A 15,971-nucleotide genomic window follows, 5' to 3' on the forward strand; every position below is an offset into this window, starting at 1 on the left:
GGCGGGGCACCGCCGTGACCGGCCGGTGGCCGTCGGGCGACGGTCCTGGGCCCCGGTCAGCCGGCGGTGGCGGCGAGCGCGGCGGCCGGGTTGGCGGCGCGCCGCGCCTGGTCGTAGCGGTGCAGCACCAGCCGGGCCAGCGCCGGGTGACTGCCCAGCGGCGCGGCCACCACGCCGGGCGCGGCCCGGGCGCAGCGCTCGGCGAACTGGCCGGGCGCGGTGAAGCAGGAGGCCAGCGCGACCTCCCGGTGCCCTTGGGCGCGCAGCGCGGCGACCGCGTCCGGCACCGTCGGGGTGGCGGCCGAGGCGTAGGCCGGCAGCACCGGCACCCCGCCCAGCCGGGTGGACAGCATCGCCGCCGTGTAGGCGGTGCCGGCGGCCGACTCCGGGTCGCTGGACCCGGCGGCGGCCAGCACCACGGCGCTGCCCGGCCGGTAGCCGGCCTCCACCAGCCGGCTGTGCAGCGCCTCGGCGAGCAGCGGGTGCGGGCCGAGCGAGCCGGCGACGGTGGCCCGCAGCCGGTCGGCGACCGGCGCCAGCGCGCCCGGTATGTCGTGCTTGACGTGGAAGCCCCGGCTGAAGAGCAGCGGCACCAGCACCGCCGAGCCGCGCAGCCGGGCCAGGGTGTCCGCCAGCCGCGGCCGGTCGTTGTCCAGGTGCGCCAGCTCCACCGGGACCGAGGGGCGCAGCGCGCGCACCAGCCGGGCCAACGCGCGCACGGCGGGCTCGGCCCGCGGGTCGGGCGACCCGTGCGCCACGGCGACCAGGGTGGGCAGGCTGCGGTCGATCATGCGGCCAGCCTGCGCCCGGGACGTTGCCACCGTGTTGCCGAGGCGTCACAGCCCGGGGCGCGGCTGCTCACCACCGGCCCGGGCGGCGGCTGAGCGGGGCGCCGCCGACGGGTAACGCGGGGCGCTCCGGTCCGTAACACGGGCCCCGCAGCATGACCCCATGAGCCGCGCCCCCCGCCCCAGCAAGCCCGTCCCCGGCTCCGCCCCGCACCGCGCCCCGCACGCGGCCACCGGGCCGGACCCCGGGACGGCCCCCGGAGCTGCCCCCGGCACCGAGGCCGGAACGGACCCCGGGACGGCCGCCGGGGAACCGCCCGGGGCGGAGCCCCGGGTGGGCCTCGGGGGCGACCCAGCCGTGGGTCCCGGGGGGACCCCCGGGCCGGAACCGACCACGGCCGCCCCGGCGGAGCCCGGCGTGGACACGCACTGTCCGTACTGCGCGCTGCAGTGCGGGATGCGGTTGGCGCCGCTGGCCGGCTCGGCCGGCGGGGTCGAGGTGCGGGAGCGGACCGCGTTCCCGGTCAACCGGGGCGCGCTGTGCGGGAAGGGCCGCACCGCGCCCGAGGTGCTGGCGAAGGCGGTGCGGCTGACCGAGCCGCTGGTCCGCGACCCGGCCAGCGGCGAGCTGGTGCCGGCCGACTGGGACACCGCGCTGGATAGGGTCGCGGCCGGCCTGGCCGGCGTCCGGGGGCGGCACGGGGCGGACGCCGTCGGGGTGTTCGGCGGCGGCGGGCTGACCAACGAGAAGGCGTACGCGCTGGGCAAGTTCACCCGCCTGGTGCTGGGCTCGTCGCAGATCGACTACAACGGCAGGTTCTGCATGTCGTCGGCCGCGGCGGCCGGCAACCGGGCCTTCGGGGTCGACCGCGGGCTGCCGTTCCCGCTGGCCGACATCCCGCGCACCGGCTGCGTGATCCTGGTCGGCTCCAACCTGGCCGAGACCATGCCGCCGGCGCTGCGCTACCTGACGGAGCTGCGGGAGAACGGCGGCACGCTGATCGTCGTCGACCCCCGGCGCACCAGGACGGCCGAGCAGGCGGACCTGCACCTGGCGCCGCGCCCCGGCACCGACCTGGCGCTGGCACTCGGGCTGCTGCACCTGGTGGTGGCCGAGGGGCGGGTGGACGAGGCGTTCGTGGCGGCCCGGACCAGCGGCTGGCCGGCGGCCCGGGCGGCGGCCATGGCGCACTGGCCCGAGCTGGTGGAGCGGATCACCGGGGTGCCGGTGCCGCGGCTGCGGGCGGCCGTCGAACTGTTCTGCGCGCCCGAGTCGGCGATGGTGCTGACCGCCAGGGGCCCGGAGCAGCAGGCCAAGGGCACCGACACGGTCGGTGCCTGGATCAACCTGTGCCTGGCCACCGGCCGGGCCGGCCGGCCACTGTCCGGCTACGGCTGCCTGACCGGCCAGGGCAACGGGCAGGGCGGCCGGGAGCACGGCCAGAAGGCCGACCAGCTGCCCGGCTACCGGATGCTGGCCGACCAGGCGGCACGGGAACATGTGGCCGGGGTGTGGGGGGTGTCCCCCGACACGTTGCCCGGCCCGGGTCGCAGCGCCTACGAGCTGCTGGACGCGCTGGGCCGGGACACGCCCGACGGGGTGCGGGCGTTGCTGCTGCTGGCCTCCAACCCGGTGGTCTCGGCGCCCCGCGCGGCGCATGTCGAGGAGCGGATGCGGGCGCTGGACTTCCTGGCGGTCTGCGACGTGGTGCTCTCGGAGAGCGCGCGGCTGGCGGACGTGGTGCTGCCGGTGACCCAGTGGGCCGAGGAGACCGGGACGCTGACCAACCTGGAGGGCCGGGTGCTGCTGCGGCGCCGCGCGGTGGACCCGCCGCCGGGCTGCCGGTCCGATCTGGAGGTGCTCAACGCGCTGGCCGCGCGGCTGGGTTGGGACCGGGGCTTCCCGACCGACCCGGCGGAGGTCTTCGCCGAGCTGCGGCGCGCCTCGGCGGGCGGGAAGGCCGACTACTCGGGGATCAGCTACCGGCGGATCGTCGAGGAGGACGGGGTGTTCTGGCCGTGCCCGGCGGCCGGGCCCGGCGAGGCGCCGCACCCGGGGACGCCCCGGCTGTTCCTGGACCGGTTCGCCACCGAGGACGGGCGGGCCAGGTTCGCGCCGGTCAGCCACCGCCCGTCGGCGGAGGAGCCGGACGCCGACTACCCGGTGCTGCTGACCACCGGGCGGGTGCTGGCGCAGTACCAGTCGGGCGCCCAGACCCGGCGGGTGGCGGAGCTGAACGCGGCGGCGCCGGGGCCGTTCGTGCAGCTGCACCCGCGGCTGGCGGCGCGGCTGGGGGCGGCCGAGGGGGACCGGCTGGCGGTGGTCTCGCGGCGGGGCCGGGCGGTGGCGCCGGCCCGGATCAGCGCGGACATCCGGCCCGACACGGTCTTCATGCCGTTCCACTGGCCGGGTGAGGGGCGGGCCAACACGTTGACGAACCCGGCACTCGATCCGACGTCCAGGATGCCGGAGTTCAAGGTGTGTGCGGTGCGGGTGGAGCTGGCCGACGGGCGCTGACCGGGGCGGGTGTCGGACGCGGCCCGGTTGCGGCGGCCCGTGGGGCGGGCAGCATGGACCCCATGAACGACCTGACCCGGCTCGCCGACGAGCACCTGGCCCAGGCCCTGCGGGCCGAGCACGGCCGCAGCGCCCATCTCTTCCTGCGGGACGGCCCGTTGCGGCAGAGCGTGATCGCGCTGGCCGGCGGGGCCCGGCTGGAGGAGCACGAGGCGCCGCCGGCGGCGAGCCTCCAGGTGCTGCGCGGTGAGGTGCGGGTCCGCTGGGGCGGCGAGGACGTGGCGCTGCGCGCCGGGCAGGTGGCCAAGGTGCCGCAGGAGCGTCACGACCTGACGGCGGTGAGCGACGCGGTGGTGCTGCTCACCTCGGTGACGGCCACCCCGGAGCCGGTGGTGGTCTACGACACCCGGCGGACCGCCGGGCCCGAGTAGGCACGGGAGGTGGCCGCGGACGGGTTGTCAAGTCGCCTGTGTCCGGATGTCAAGAGGTATGGGCCGTTGTCATAGGCGGCCGATAAGGTGACCCTCAGCGACGACTCGGGGGGCGTTGGGGTCACCATGGACAGGCAGCACTGGCAGCAGGACGCGCACGAGACGGCACAACTACCGCCGTGGCCACCGCCGTTGCCCGCCCCGGCGGGGGGCCTGAGGCATCCCCCCGGGGTGCCGCCCGAGGTCGGCGACGCGGTCGCCGAGAAGCTGCGCGGGGTGCTGTCGCCGCTGCGCCTGCTCGGGCATATGACACTGGCCCTGGCGCTCTGCTTCAGCGCCCTCGTCTTCGTGACGGCCAGTGAGTCGCACGCCACGGGGGACTCGGACGGCGCGCTGGTCGGCCTGGTGATGGGGCCGCTGCTGCTGGCCCCCACCACCGTCGGGATCGTCCTGCTGACGCGCCGGGCCCACCGGGCCAGCCGGTGGTTGGCCGAGCAGCTGCGCGCCCACCCGGCGGCCGCGCCCTCGATGGCGGGCCGGCGCGCGCTGTGGGGCGTGGTCTCCGGCGTGGGCCTGTTCTTCGGCCTGGTCTGCGTCGGCGTCGGCGTGCGCGACGCCACCTGGGGCTCGTCCGCGCCCGGCGCGGACGGCTACCGGGCGGTGGGGGTGCTCTGTTGGGGCGCGGTGCTGCTGGTGTACTCCGTCTTCGGCCTGGCCAGGACGTTCCGGCACCGCTCCCGGCACCGCCCGCCGGGGCCGCCGTATCCCGGGCGGGGCGCCTATCCGGGGCGGTTGCCGGCGCCGGGCCGGTCGCCGTTCGGCATGCCGGGGCCGGCCGAGCCGCCGGGCCCCCCGCCCGACAGCTACGAGGGCCGCCGGCGGCAGCTCTACGCGGAGTACCGCAGCACCGCCGAGCCGCCGGCCGCGCACCGGCTCAGCCCCGGGCTGCGCCGGTGGATACCGAGCCTCGCCCGGGGGCCGCTGCTGTCGCTGACCGCGCTGCTCGGCCTGGTCGGCTGCGGCCTCGCGGTGCTCACCATGGTCCTCCCGAGCCGGCTCGACGACCGGCTGGTCTGGCCGCTGTTGGCGCTGCTGGTCGGCTACCTGGTGCTGCTGCTCATGGAGTTGACGCACTACGGCAGCCGGGTCTGGCTGCTGGTCATCTTCGGTGTCGCGGGCATCGCCCTGGCCATCATCTCCTGGCAGGGCTACCGGGAGTTGGCGCTGCGGGACCGGGGCGAGTGGGCCACGGCCGAGGTGGTCAGCCAGACGACGAGGCCGCGCGGCGGCACCACCTGCGGGCTGCGGCTGGTCGAGGCGGACGGCCGGCTGGGCGCGTCCCTGTCGCAGAAGCTGCACGGCTGCCGGTCGCTGGACCTCGGGCAGCGGATCCAGGTCTTCCACGACCCGGAGGACCGGGTGTCGCCCAGCCGTCGCGAGCCGACGCTGGCGCTGCCCGGCTGGCTCGGCGGCGGCAGCGCGGCGGTGCTGCTCGGCACGGCGCTGCTCTCCGCCAACGACGGGCACACCAGGCGCCGCCGGCTGGACCTGCTGGGCCCACCCCCGGAGACGGCCCGGTCGGCCCAGGCGGGGCGTGGCTGACGCGGGCCCCGGCGAGGCGGGGCGCAGACCGGCGGCCGGCAAGGCACCTCTGGCGCCGGATCCGGCCAGGCGTGCCTCCGGCCAGCGGCCGGCCAGGCGAGGCGTCGTTGACGCGGGCCCCGGCGAGGCGCGCCTGCGGGCCGGCGGGGGTGCCTCCGGCTGGCCCCGGTGAGGCGTGGCTGACGCCTGTGCCAACCAGGCGTCCCTGATACCGGCGGCCGGCAAGGCACCTCTGGCGCCGGATCCGGCCAGGCGTGCGTCCGGCCAGCGGCCGGCCAGGCGAGGCCGACGCCGGCCCCAAGCAGCCGTCTCTGGACCGACAGCCGGCCGGGCGTGCCTGGCGCAGGCGGGGCGGGGCGCAGGCCGGCCCCCGGCGAGGGACGTGAACCAGGGCCGGCCCGACCAGACGTCCCCCGGCGCCGACGACCGGCCGGGCGTGCCTGGCTCCGGCCAGGCGTCCCTGCACGCCGGCCCCGGCGAGGGGCGTGCGGACGTGATCCGGCCGGTTCGGGGTACGTTCGTTCGCGCGGCAGCAGCCGACCGGGAGGAGCGCGGCGGACGATGAGCACACTGGGGCGGTGGGACCGGAAGGTCTTCGCGCGGGTGGCGGCGGCCGAGCCGCCGGGTGTACAGGCGGTGTTGCCGCGGCTGAGCCAGGCGGCCGACCGCAGTCGGCTCTGGCTGGCCTCGGCCGGTGCGTTGGCCGCCCTCGGCGGGCGGCCGGGCCGGCGGGCGGCGGCGCGCGGGGTGGCCGCCCTGGCGCTGGCCTCGCTGACCACCAACGTCTTCGTGAAGTACGCGGCCCGCCGGGAGCGCCCGCTGATCGACGGGGTGCCGCTGGCCCGCCGGCCCCTCAGGTCGCCGCGCACCAGTTCCTTCCCGTCCGGGCACGCCGCCTCGGCCGCGGCCTTCGCCACCGGCGTGGCCCTGGAGTCCGGCGCGCTGGGCGCCGCCGTGGCCCCGGTGGCGGCGGCGGTCGCCGCCTCCCGGGTCTACGTCGGGGTGCACTACCCGGCCGACGTGCTGGTCGGCTGCGCCCTCGGGGTGGGCGCCGCGCTGCTGACCCACCGCTGGTGGCCGGGTCGCCCGGTGGCGACCGCGCTGCCCAGGCGGTCGGCCGCCGCGCCGGCCCTGCCGGCCGGCGCCGGGCTGGTGGTGGTGGTCAACGAGAGCGCGGGACAGGGCGGTTCGGACGCCGCCCGGCTGCGCGAGCTGCTGCCCGAGGCCGAGGTGGTGGAGCGGACGGACGGCGAGGACCTGCTGGCGATGCTGGACGCGGCGGCCGAGCGGGCCGCCGAGCGCGGCGGTGCGCTCGGCGTCTGCGGCGGCGACGGCAGTGTCAACGCGGCCGCGGCCCGCGCGGTGGCACGCGGGCTGCCGCTGGCCGTCTTCCCCGGCGGCACGCTCAACCACTTCGCGCTGGACACCGGGATACACACCTTCGACGACACCGTGGCGGCGGTTGTCGAGGGCCGGGCGATGGCCGTGGACCTGGCGCGGGTCCGGCCGGTCGGCCGCGCCGACGGCCCCACCACGCACTTCGTCAACACCTTCAGCGTCGGGCTCTACCCCGAGCTGGTGCGGACCAGGGAGCGGTGGGAGGACCGGATCGGCAAGTGGCCGTCCGCGGTGGTCTCGTTGGCCCGGGTGCTGCGCACCGGCGAGCCGATCGAGGTGGAGATCAACGGCCGCCCCCAGCGGCTGTGGCTGCTCTTCGCGGGCAACGGCCTCTACTCCCCCGAGGGCTTCGCGCCGGCGCACCGCACCCAGCTGGACGACGGGCTGCTCGACGTGCGCACCGTGCGGGCCGACCGCCGGCTGGCCCGCACCCGGGTGGTGCTGGCCGCGCTCACCGGCACGCTCGGCAACTCCGGGGTGTACGCGGCGGCCCGGCTGCCCCGGCTGCGGCTGTCCGGCCTGCGGCCGGGTGACTCACTGGCCTACGACGGCGAGGCGGGCCCGGCCCCGAGCGACCTGCTGGTGGACAAGCACCCCCGGCCGCTCACCGTCTACCGCCGCGGGTAGCCGTCCCCGGGTGGCCCGGGGCGCGCCGGCGGGGGCGCCCCGGCGCGCGGCCGGCGGTCACAGCTCCCGCAGCATGGTGTCCGCGCCGCCGACCCGGCCCACCGGGGTGAAGCCGCGCGACCGGTACAGCTCGACGGCCCGGTTGCCGTCCTCCACGCTGAGGCTGATCCGGCGGTGGCCATGCTCCACGGCCGCCGCCAGCAGGGCGTCCAGCAGCGCCTTCCCCACCCCGCGCCCGCGCCAGTCGGGCACCACGCCCAGCGTCAACTCCGGTACGTCTGGCGCCACATAGCCGTAGCCGGGGTCGTCGGCCGGCAGCAGCCTGGCCCAGGCCGCCCCGACCGGCACGCCGGTCGCCGGGTCCTCGGCCAGCACGCCGAACTCGCCGGGCGCCGGCCAACCGACCACGTAGTGCGCGGCGTTCGGGTCGGCCAGCAGCTCCTCCCGGCTGAACCTCTCCGCACCCGTCCAGTCGTAGGCGAGCAGCAGGGCATCGGTGAGGAAGGGCAGGTCCTCTTCGGTGGCGGTTCGCAGGTGCACAGCAGTCATCAAGGGCCGTCCGGCTCGGGCGCGACCACCTGCCGGTGGTCGCGCGGGGAGATTCCGCGTTCCCGTTTGAACGCGGTGCTCAGCGCGAAGGCGCTACCGTAACCGACCTGCCGGGCCACCGAGGCGAGTGTGCTGGTCGGGTCGCCGAGCAGCTCGGCGGCCAGGTCCAGCCGCCGGTCGGTCAGGTGTGCCATCGGCGGGCGGCCGACCAGTTCGCTGAAGCGACGGGCCAGCGCGGCCCTGGAGACGCCGACCTTGGCGGCCAGCCCGGCCACCGTCCACGGGTGCGCCGGGTGTTCGTGCAGCAGCCGCAGGGCCGGGCCGACCACCGGGTCGGCGTGCGCCAGGTACCAGCCGGGCGGCTCGCTGCGCGGGCTCTCGAACCAGGCGCGCAGCACCGAGATCAACAGCAGGTCCAACACCCGCCCCAACACCACGTCCTGGGCCGGCGCCTCGCGGGTGATCTCGGTGCCGAGCAGCGGCAGCAGCGCGTGGTCCCACTCGTGCGGCGTCAGGGAGAGCACCGGGGGCAGCGCGTGCAGCAGCCCGCCGGTCACCTCGCTGGGGAACGGGTAGGTGCCGATGAGCAGTTCGTCGGTGGCCTCGGGCCCGGTGCCCCAGGTGCGGGTGCCCAGGTCGAGCGTCTCGCACAGGTCGGTGCCGTCGGGGCCGACGCTGCACCCGCCGGGCAGGATCTCCGCGTTCGGCGCGCGCTCCGGGTGGTCCGCCACCCGGTAGGGCGCCGGTCCGCGCAGCACGGCGACCGAGCCGGCGGTCAGCAGCCGGGGCGGCGCCCCGTCCGGCACCAGCCAGGCGCTGCCGCGCACCACGCAGAGCAGGGTCAGCGGGGCCTCGTCCCGTACCCGCACGCCCCAGGGCGCGCTCAGCAGCGCGCGCAGCAGGAACGCGCCCCTGGCTCGGGGGCCCTCCAGCAGGCTGGTCAACGGGTCCATGCCGGACAGCTTAGGCACCGGCTGGACGCTCGCGTATGGCCCCGCGGTCCTCGACGATGGCCCGCCGGGCCGGCCGACGCTGAACTGGGGGCATGACGACGACACGACGTACCGAACGCACCGCGTCCCCCTCCTTCACGGACTCCGAAGCCGACTCCCGCGCCGACTCCGACGCCGAGTCCCGCACCGACTCCGGCGGCGGGCGGATCGACGCCGGCCGGGTGCTGGTGGTCGGCGGCACCGGCAAGAGCGGCCGGCGGGTCGCGGCCCTGCTGCCCGGCGCCCGGGTCGGCTCGCGCGGCGGCTCCCCGGCCTTCGACTGGGACCAACCGGCCGACTGGCCGGCCGTGTTGACCGACATCGAGGCCGTCTACCTCAGCTACCCCACCGACATCGCCGCCCCGGGCGCCGCCGAGCGACTGGCGCGCTTCGCCCGGGTCGCCGCCGAACGGGGCGTGCGCCGGCTGGTGTTGCTCTCCGGGCGCGGCATGCCGTGGGCGGCCGACTCGGAGCGCGCGGTCACCGCGTCGGGCCTGGAGTGGACGGTGCTGCGCGGCAGTTGGTTCGCGCAGAACTTCAGCGAGGAGTTCGTCGCCGAGGAGGTGCGCCGGGGCTCCTTCACGCTGCCCGTGCCGGCCACCACCGCCGAGCCGTTCGTGGACCTCGACGACCTGGCCGAGGTCGCGGTGGCGGCCCTGACCCGCCCCGGGCACGCCGGCCGGGTCTACGCGTTGACCGGGCCCAGGGCGCTCGACATGACGGAGGTGGCCGAGACGCTGTCGGCCGCGCTGGGCCGGCCGGTGGTCTTCCGCTCGGTGGCACCCGACGCCTACCGGCGGCAGTTGGTGGCGCTGGGGCTGCCGGCGGCGGAGGCCGAGCTGCTGACCCACCTGTTCACCGAGATCTTCGACGGGCGCAACACCCCGACCAGCGACGACATCCCGACCGTGCTGGGCCGCCCGGCCCGCGACCTGGCCGCCTACGCGCACCGCGCCGCCACCGCCGGCGCCTGGCCGGCGCCCGAGGCGGCCGCGACGGCGGCGACGGCGGCGACGGCCTGAGCGGGCGGTGGTCGCCGGCCCGGCGGGCGGGGTCCGGTTAGCGTGACGAAGCGGACGGCGTCCCGGGCGTCCTGGGGGTTCTGAGGCCCGCGGGGGAACGTCGTGGGGACAATGCGCGGGGAAACGTCACGGGATTGGGGTGTGCGCGGTGGTTCGAGCCGACGAGGGGCTGCGGCTGCGGTTCGAGGAGACCCGGCTGGCCTGCGCGCGTGGCTGGTACGAGCGGGACGGGCGGCGGGTCGAGCTGGCCGACGCGCTGGCCGGGATGCGGCGCGGCACCCGCCTGTTCACCCCCGAGGAGCTGCGCGCCCTGCCGGCCGCGCCGGCCGGGCCCAGGGCGGTGATCAGCGTGACCGGCGAGTCCACGCTGGTGGCGGCGGTGCGGCTGGCGGCCGGTGGCGGCGATGTCGCGGCGCTGAACTTCGCCTCGGCCCGCACCCCGGGCGGCGGGGTGCTCAAGGGCGCGGTCGCCCAGGAGGAGGACCTGGCCCGGGCCAGCGCGCTGCACGACTCGCTGACCCGCTGTCCCGCGTTCTACGCCGCGCACCGGGCCGAGGGCAGCCCCTGGTACAGCGACCGGGTGCTCTACTCGCCCCGGGTGCCGGTCTTCCGGGACGACCGGGGTGGCTGGCTGCCGACGCCGGTGCCGGTCACGTTCCTCACCTGTGCGGCGCCCAACCGGCGCCGGATCGAGGCCGAGGGGCCGGTGGCCGGGGCGCGGCTGGCGCGGGTGCTGGCGGAGCGGGCCCGGGGCGTGCTGGCGGTGGCAGCGCACGGCGGGCACCGGCGGCTGGTGCTGGGCGCCTGGGGATGCGGCGTGTTCGGCAACGACCCGCGGCAGGTGGCCGGTGTCTTCGCCGAACTCCTCACCGGGGACGGCCCGTTCGCCGCCGCCTTCGAGCGGGTGGTGTTCGCCGTGCTGGACCGCGCGGGCCCGACCCGCGCCGCCTTCGCCGAGACCTTCCTGGCCGCCTAGGGCGCGTCCGGGCCGTGGTCCGCGCCGCCGGCCGAGCGCTCGTTCTCGCGCCCCTCCCCGAGCCCCTCCCCGCTCTCGTCCCCGGCGTCGTCCGGGGGTGGGGCGAGGGTCCAGGAGACCGAGTCGCGGGGCGGGGCGGGGCGGACCCGCCACTGGGAGCGGTCGGCGTGCTCGTCCCAGTAGGGCACGTCGCCGTAGTAGAGGCCCCAGCCCCAGAACTCGGGCAGCTCGTGGCACATGATGTCGGGATAGGGCTGGAAGGTGATGTCCTTGTACGCCTCGTTGATCCGCGCCACGGCCTCCGCGCGGGAGATGCCGAACTCGCTCACCATGAAGTCGGCGATCTTCCCGAAGTACCGCTGCATCCCCGGGTCGTCGGGGGCCATCAGGAAGTCCGCCATGTCAGCCTCCCGCGCTACCGCAGTGATCGGTTGAAGAGGTCCACCGCGTCCGGGGTGAAGATGGCGATCTGGTGTCCCCCGGCGTCGGGGGGTGCCAGTCCCGCCACGAAGTCGTCCGGGTTGAGCAGCAGCGGACCCTCGACCATATCGTAGTCGTGCATGGCGCCCCCGCCGCGGTGGTGCAGGACGAAGTCCGCCCACTCGGAGTTGGCGGAGTCGAACCGCAGGCTGCTCAGCCGGTTCAGCTCCGTCTCCGGCACCCGGTAGTGCAGCACCTCGGCGGTGCCGCCGCGCCGGGCGGCCAGCCGGGCGGCCCACTCCTGCGCCTGGGTCGCGTTGTTGGTCACGTAGAAGCCGCCGGTGCCGAAGTCGCCGGCCGCGCGCCCGATGCTCAGGTCGATCCCGGTGGTGCGGATGTTGTCGGCCGCGGCGCTGAACGTGCCGTGGTAGAGGTCCACCATCCGGGTGCAGGCCAGGCCCAGCGGGTCGGCCCAGATCAGCGGGTTGTGCGGGTAGATGTGCGGGTTGGGCGCGGGTTTGAGGCCCAGCGGGTCGGAGGAGAGGTAGCGGGCGGTGTCCGGGTCGTAGTAGCGGTGCACGTTGTAGTGCAGGCCGCTCTCCGCGTCGGCGTACTGGCCGGGGAAGCGCAGCGGGGTGTGCGGCGCGTCCGGCTCGGGGGGCGCGGCCCGGCCCCAGAGGGTGCCGCGCGCCGACCAGACGGTCTCGCCGTGCTCGTCCAGCAACTCCTCGGGCGCGCCCACCAGGTCGGTGACCAGGGCGTAGAACTCCCGGTCGACCGCGTCCTGTTCGGCCTGGCCGTCGATCTGGAGCAGGGGCCGCAGCCCCCGGTACTCCCAGGTGCGCACGTCGGGCTCGGTGGAGCCGCCCAGCACGGTGTGCTGTTCGACCAGTTGGGTGCCGGACCAGACGAACTCGGTGCGCTCGACGACGGTCACGCCGTCCTCGGCCAGCCGCTGTTTGGCGACCCGCCGGCCCAGCGCGTCGTACTGGTACTCCCAGCGGGCACCGTCCGGGGTGGTGAGGGCGGTGAGCTGGTCCTCGGCGTTCCACTCGTAGGCCCAGTGCTCGGGCTTCCGCGACAGCCGGGTCCGGCGGCGGGCGACCAGCCGGCCGGCGGCGTCGTGGGTGTAGTGGGTGCGGCCGGCCTGCCGCAGGGTGTTGCCGGTGTAGGCGCGGTCGCCGGCGGCGTCCGCGGCGGGGGTTTCGGCGCCGGCCGGCCAGCCGGCGTGCAGCTGGTTGCCGGCCGCGTCGTAGACGTAGCGCTCGGCGCCGCCTGGCGTGCGCCGTTCGACCACCCGGCCGGCGGCGTCCAGGTCCAGCTCGGTGCGGCCGTCCCGGCTGTCGGTTACGGCGGTCGGGTAGCCGTCCGCGCGGTAGGTGTAGGCGCGGTGCCGGGTGGGCCGGCCGGCGATGTCCAGGCGCTGTTCGGCGAGTTGGCCGTCGGGGTCGAAGACCGCGTCGAAGGCGAGCGGCGGCGCGCCGGCGGGGCCGAACGCGCGCCGGGTCTCGCGCCCCAGCGGGTCGTGCGTGAAGGTGACGACCCGGCCGGCGGTGGTGAGCGACGCCGGCAGGCCGTGCTCGTCGTAGTGCCAGGCGCTCACCACCCCGCCGGGGGTGGTGCGTTCGGCCAGCCGGCCGTGCCCGTCGTAGCGCAGCGCGACGGTGTGCCGGCCGGTGGACTCGGTCAGGGGGCGGCCCAACGCGTCGTGCTCGAAGCGCACTTCGGCGTCCGGCGAGACGGCGCCGACCAGCCGGCCGGCGGCGTCGTGCTGGAAGGTGCTGCGCCGCCCGTCGGCGTCGCGCTCCACCAGCCGCCCCATGGCGTCCCGCCGCATCCGGACCCGCTGCCCCAACGGGTTGACCCGCTCGACGAGTTGGCCGAGCGGGTCGTGGACGAACCGGGTCTCGCGGCCGTCGTAGTCGCGCTCCAGGACCCGGTTGCCGGCCGCGTCGTACTGGTACTCCCAGGTCAGGCCGAGGGAGTTGGTGACGGTGCGGACCCGGGACTCGGTGTCCCGGCCGAAGACCGTCCGCGAGCCGTCCGAGCCGGTCTTCTCGGCGAGCAGGCCGAACGGACCGTAGCGGTAGGCGACGGTGCCGCCGGCCGCGTCGGTGTGCCGCAGGCAGCGGCCCTCGGCGTCCCAACGCCAGCGCTGCTCCCGCCCGTCGGGCCCGATCTGGCGGGTCGGCCGGCCCTCCGGCGTCCACTCGGTGCGGGTGACGGCGCCGTCGGCGTCGATCGTCTCGGTGAGCCGGCCGGCCGCGTCGTACCGGTACCGGGTGACGGCGCCGGTCGGGTGGCGCACGGCGACCGGCAGGCCGCGGTCCTCGGTCTCCACCCGGGTGGTCGCGCCGCGCGGGTCGGTGCTGGCGACCGGGTGGCCCCGCTGGTCGTAGGTGTAGCGGGTGGTGGCGCCGGCGGGGTCGGTGACGGCGGTCCGCCGGCCGGCGGCGTCGTAGGTGTGCGTCCAGGTGAGGCCGTCGGCGCCGGTCACCCGGGTGGGGTGGTCGTGCTCGTCGTAGGCGACGGTGATCTCGCCGCCGTCGGGGCGGGTGGCCCGGATCAGGTTGCCGCGCTCGTCGTAGCGGTGGTGGGTGGCGTGGCCGAGCGGGTCGACGATGCTCAGCGGCCGGTCGTAGCGGTCCCAGGTGCGCCGCGTGGTGTGCCCCAACGGGTCGGTCTCGGCGACCAGTTGGTAGTTGTCGTCGAACTGGTAGACGGTGGTGTGGCCGAGCGAGTCGGTGAAGTGGGTGCGGTGGGTGTCGGGGTCGTAGGCGATCGAGCTGTTCAGGTAGCCGCCGCTGCCCTCGGTGCCGACGCAGCGGCCCGCGTCGTCGTAGCGGTAGCGGTACCAGGTGCCCTCCCGGTCCTCCCAGCCGGTCAGCCGGTGGGCCGCGTCGTAGGTCAACCGCTGCGGCAGACCGGACGAGTCGACCACCTCGGTCAGGTCGCCGCCGGCGTCGTAGCCGAACCGGCGCAGCACCGGCCGCTCGGGGTCGCTCAGCAGCCGCAGCTCGGTGACCCGGCCCCGCTCGGTGCTGATGCCGACGTGGTAACCCCCGTCGTGCCGCAGCGCGTTGGGGTCGCCGGCGGCGTCGTACTCGACGGCCACCCGGTTCCCGTGCGGGTCGACGAGGGCGACCAGCGGCAGCTCCCCGCCGCGCCGACCGGGCACCGGCGCGAAGTGCAGGGTCTGGCCGGTGGGCCGGTGCCGCACCGCCATCGGCGTGCCGGGGTCGCCGTTCCAGGACAGCGGCCAGCGGGGGCCCTCCACCGGGAGCACCGGCTCGTCGGGCAGCGGGCGCGGGTACTCCAGCACCATCCCGTCCGGGGTCACCAGCCGCACGCCGCCCTCGCCGAGCAGCAGCCGCTGGTCGAGGGTGGAGGACCAGGACGGGCCGAAGGCCCGGCCGGTGCGGACGGAGCCGCGGTGGTGCCGCTCGACGACCAGCGGCGGCACGCCGGGCAGCCGCAGGTCGACGTCGGACATGACCACCTCGCCGGTGGCCATGTCGATGGGGTCGGTCCGGCAGAACAGGGTGGCCAGCTCCCGGCCCAGGTGGCGCACTCCGCGCCCGAGGCCGGCGGCGCCCAGCGAGAGGCCGCGCAGCCCGGTGGTGGCCAGGCCCCGGATGCCGCGGGCCAGGCCGCCGAGGGTGGTCAGGCCCTTGAAGCCGGGGATGCAGTCGAGGGCGGCGAAGGCGACGTCGAGGAGGCTGGCCTCACCGCGGGCGTACTTGAGCAGGGTGTCGGCGAGGACGACCAGGGCGGCGGCCAGCACCACCCAGGCGAGCGGGCCGCCGATGATCATCACGACGATGCCGAGGACGGCGACGATCACCTTGCAGACCGCGACGATGGTGTCCCAGTTGTCGGTGACCCATTTGATCGCCTTCTCCCACCACTTGCGGTTCTGGATGCCGGCGTCGGACGCGTCCTCGATGCCGCGCGCGCACTCGCGCGCGGCATCCTCGCGCATCTCCTGGGCGTCCAGGGCCAGTTGGCGGGCGGCGGCGAGGCGCTCCTCGGCGTCGGCGACCCGGCTCCGGGCGGCGCCGGCGGCGGCCTCGGCCGCCTGGTGGTCGCGGGTCGCGGCGCGGACGTCGGCCTCGTCCGGCGGCTCGGCGTCCGTTCGCTCGCCCTCGCGCTGGAGCCGCTCGGCCTCCTCGCCGGCCCGGCCCACCCAGTCCGTCGCGTCCCCCAACGCGCTCTGTGCCGAGGCCAGATCGGCCTGCGCGGCGACCGCCCGGTCCAGCGCCCGGTCCGCCATCCCCTGCGCGGTCTGGAGCTTGGGCCAGTAGGTCTGCAAAGCCTGCGAACAGAGGGAGTAACTGTCCTCCAGCTTGGCCAGGTTGTCCGGGACGCCGTCGAACTCCCGGCGGAACGCGTCCGCCGACAGGCCGGCCCAGTCCAGCATCGCCCGCTCGCCGGCCAGGCCGCGGACCTTCCCCAGCGCCTCGCCGACGTCGTCTGCGAACTCCTGGAGCTCGTCGGCGAGTTGCCGGACCTCGTCGGGCTCACCCGGGGTCGGGTCCCGATCCATGTCAACCGGAGACCAGTCGGACGGACGTGCCATCGGGCCCTCCCCACGCCACACGACCAGGGGGTCGCACCTGGGAACGTAGCCCCGGGGGGAGCGGAACTC

Annotated in this window: 11 protein-coding genes; 6 read left to right on the forward strand and 5 right to left on the reverse strand. The window is 76.6% G+C overall.

Translation table 11 applies throughout. From position 1 onward, the window contains the following. Positions 1 to 56 precede the first annotated feature (56 nt). Positions 57 to 791 carry a sirohydrochlorin chelatase gene (locus RM844_RS11290; protein ID WP_311666913.1) on the reverse strand — a complete coding sequence of 245 codons (735 nt, stop codon included), beginning with the start codon at positions 789 to 791 and terminating at the stop codon, positions 57 to 59. Positions 792 to 1,206: 415 nt separating this feature from the next. On the opposite strand from RM844_RS11290, the gene RM844_RS11295 reads away from it, so the two are divergent. The 4 genes from RM844_RS11295 to RM844_RS11310 all read left to right on the forward strand — a co-directional run bounded on the left by RM844_RS11295 (position 1,207) and on the right by RM844_RS11310 (position 7,364). Continuing rightward, complete coding sequence (locus RM844_RS11295; RefSeq protein WP_311666914.1) at positions 1,207 to 3,306, forward strand: molybdopterin oxidoreductase family protein; 2,100 nt, start codon at positions 1,207 to 1,209, stop codon at positions 3,304 to 3,306. A gap of 62 nt (positions 3,307 to 3,368) precedes the next feature. Then, complete coding sequence (locus RM844_RS11300) at positions 3,369 to 3,737, forward strand: cupin domain-containing protein (RefSeq protein ID WP_311666915.1); 369 nt, start codon at positions 3,369 to 3,371, stop codon at positions 3,735 to 3,737. Between the two features lie 126 nt (positions 3,738 to 3,863). Further along, positions 3,864 to 5,339 carry a hypothetical protein gene (locus RM844_RS11305; RefSeq protein ID WP_311666916.1) on the forward strand — a complete coding sequence of 492 codons (1,476 nt, stop codon included), beginning with the start codon at positions 3,864 to 3,866 and terminating at the stop codon, positions 5,337 to 5,339. 561 nt (positions 5,340 to 5,900) lie between these two features. Further along, positions 5,901 to 7,364, forward strand: coding sequence for a bifunctional phosphatase PAP2/diacylglycerol kinase family protein (locus RM844_RS11310; protein ID WP_311666917.1), 1,464 nt, complete (start codon positions 5,901 to 5,903; stop codon positions 7,362 to 7,364). Positions 7,365 to 7,421: 57 nt separating this feature from the next. Here the strand turns inward: RM844_RS11310 and RM844_RS11315 are convergent, their stop codons facing one another. Further along, complete coding sequence (locus RM844_RS11315) at positions 7,422 to 7,913, reverse strand: GNAT family N-acetyltransferase (protein WP_394814480.1); 492 nt, start codon at positions 7,911 to 7,913, stop codon at positions 7,422 to 7,424. Beyond that, on the reverse strand, positions 7,913 to 8,866 hold the full coding sequence (locus RM844_RS11320; RefSeq protein WP_311666955.1) for an AraC family transcriptional regulator: 954 nt from the start codon (positions 8,864 to 8,866) through the stop codon (positions 7,913 to 7,915). Before RM844_RS11320 ends, RM844_RS11315 begins: the two co-directional genes overlap by 1 nt. A 92-nt stretch (positions 8,867 to 8,958) precedes the next feature. Between RM844_RS11320 and RM844_RS11325 the strand changes: the two genes are divergently transcribed. Then, entirely contained in the window at positions 8,959 to 9,927 is a 969-nt protein-coding gene (locus tag RM844_RS11325) for an NmrA family NAD(P)-binding protein (RefSeq protein WP_311666919.1), read from the forward strand. A 148-nt stretch (positions 9,928 to 10,075) separates the two neighbouring features. Continuing rightward, positions 10,076 to 10,903 (forward strand): TIGR02452 family protein, encoded by an 828-nt coding sequence (locus RM844_RS11330; protein ID WP_311666920.1) that lies wholly within the window; start codon positions 10,076 to 10,078, stop codon positions 10,901 to 10,903. On the opposite strand, the gene RM844_RS11335 is transcribed toward RM844_RS11330, so the two are convergent. Continuing rightward, the gene (locus RM844_RS11335; protein WP_311666921.1) at positions 10,900 to 11,304 is read right to left on the reverse strand and encodes a hypothetical protein; all 405 of its coding nucleotides are present in this window, start codon (positions 11,302 to 11,304) and stop codon (positions 10,900 to 10,902) included. The two genes, RM844_RS11330 and RM844_RS11335, sit on opposite strands and share 4 nt — an antisense overlap. Positions 11,305 to 11,318: 14 nt before the next feature. Then, complete coding sequence (locus RM844_RS11340; protein ID WP_311666922.1) at positions 11,319 to 15,902, reverse strand: DUF6531 domain-containing protein; 4,584 nt, start codon at positions 15,900 to 15,902, stop codon at positions 11,319 to 11,321. Positions 15,903 to 15,971 lie beyond the last annotated feature (69 nt).

This window comes from Streptomyces chisholmiae (genome assembly GCF_031845445.1).
In the GTDB taxonomy this organism is placed as follows: Bacteria; Actinomycetota; Actinomycetes; order Streptomycetales; family Streptomycetaceae; genus Streptomyces; species Streptomyces chisholmiae.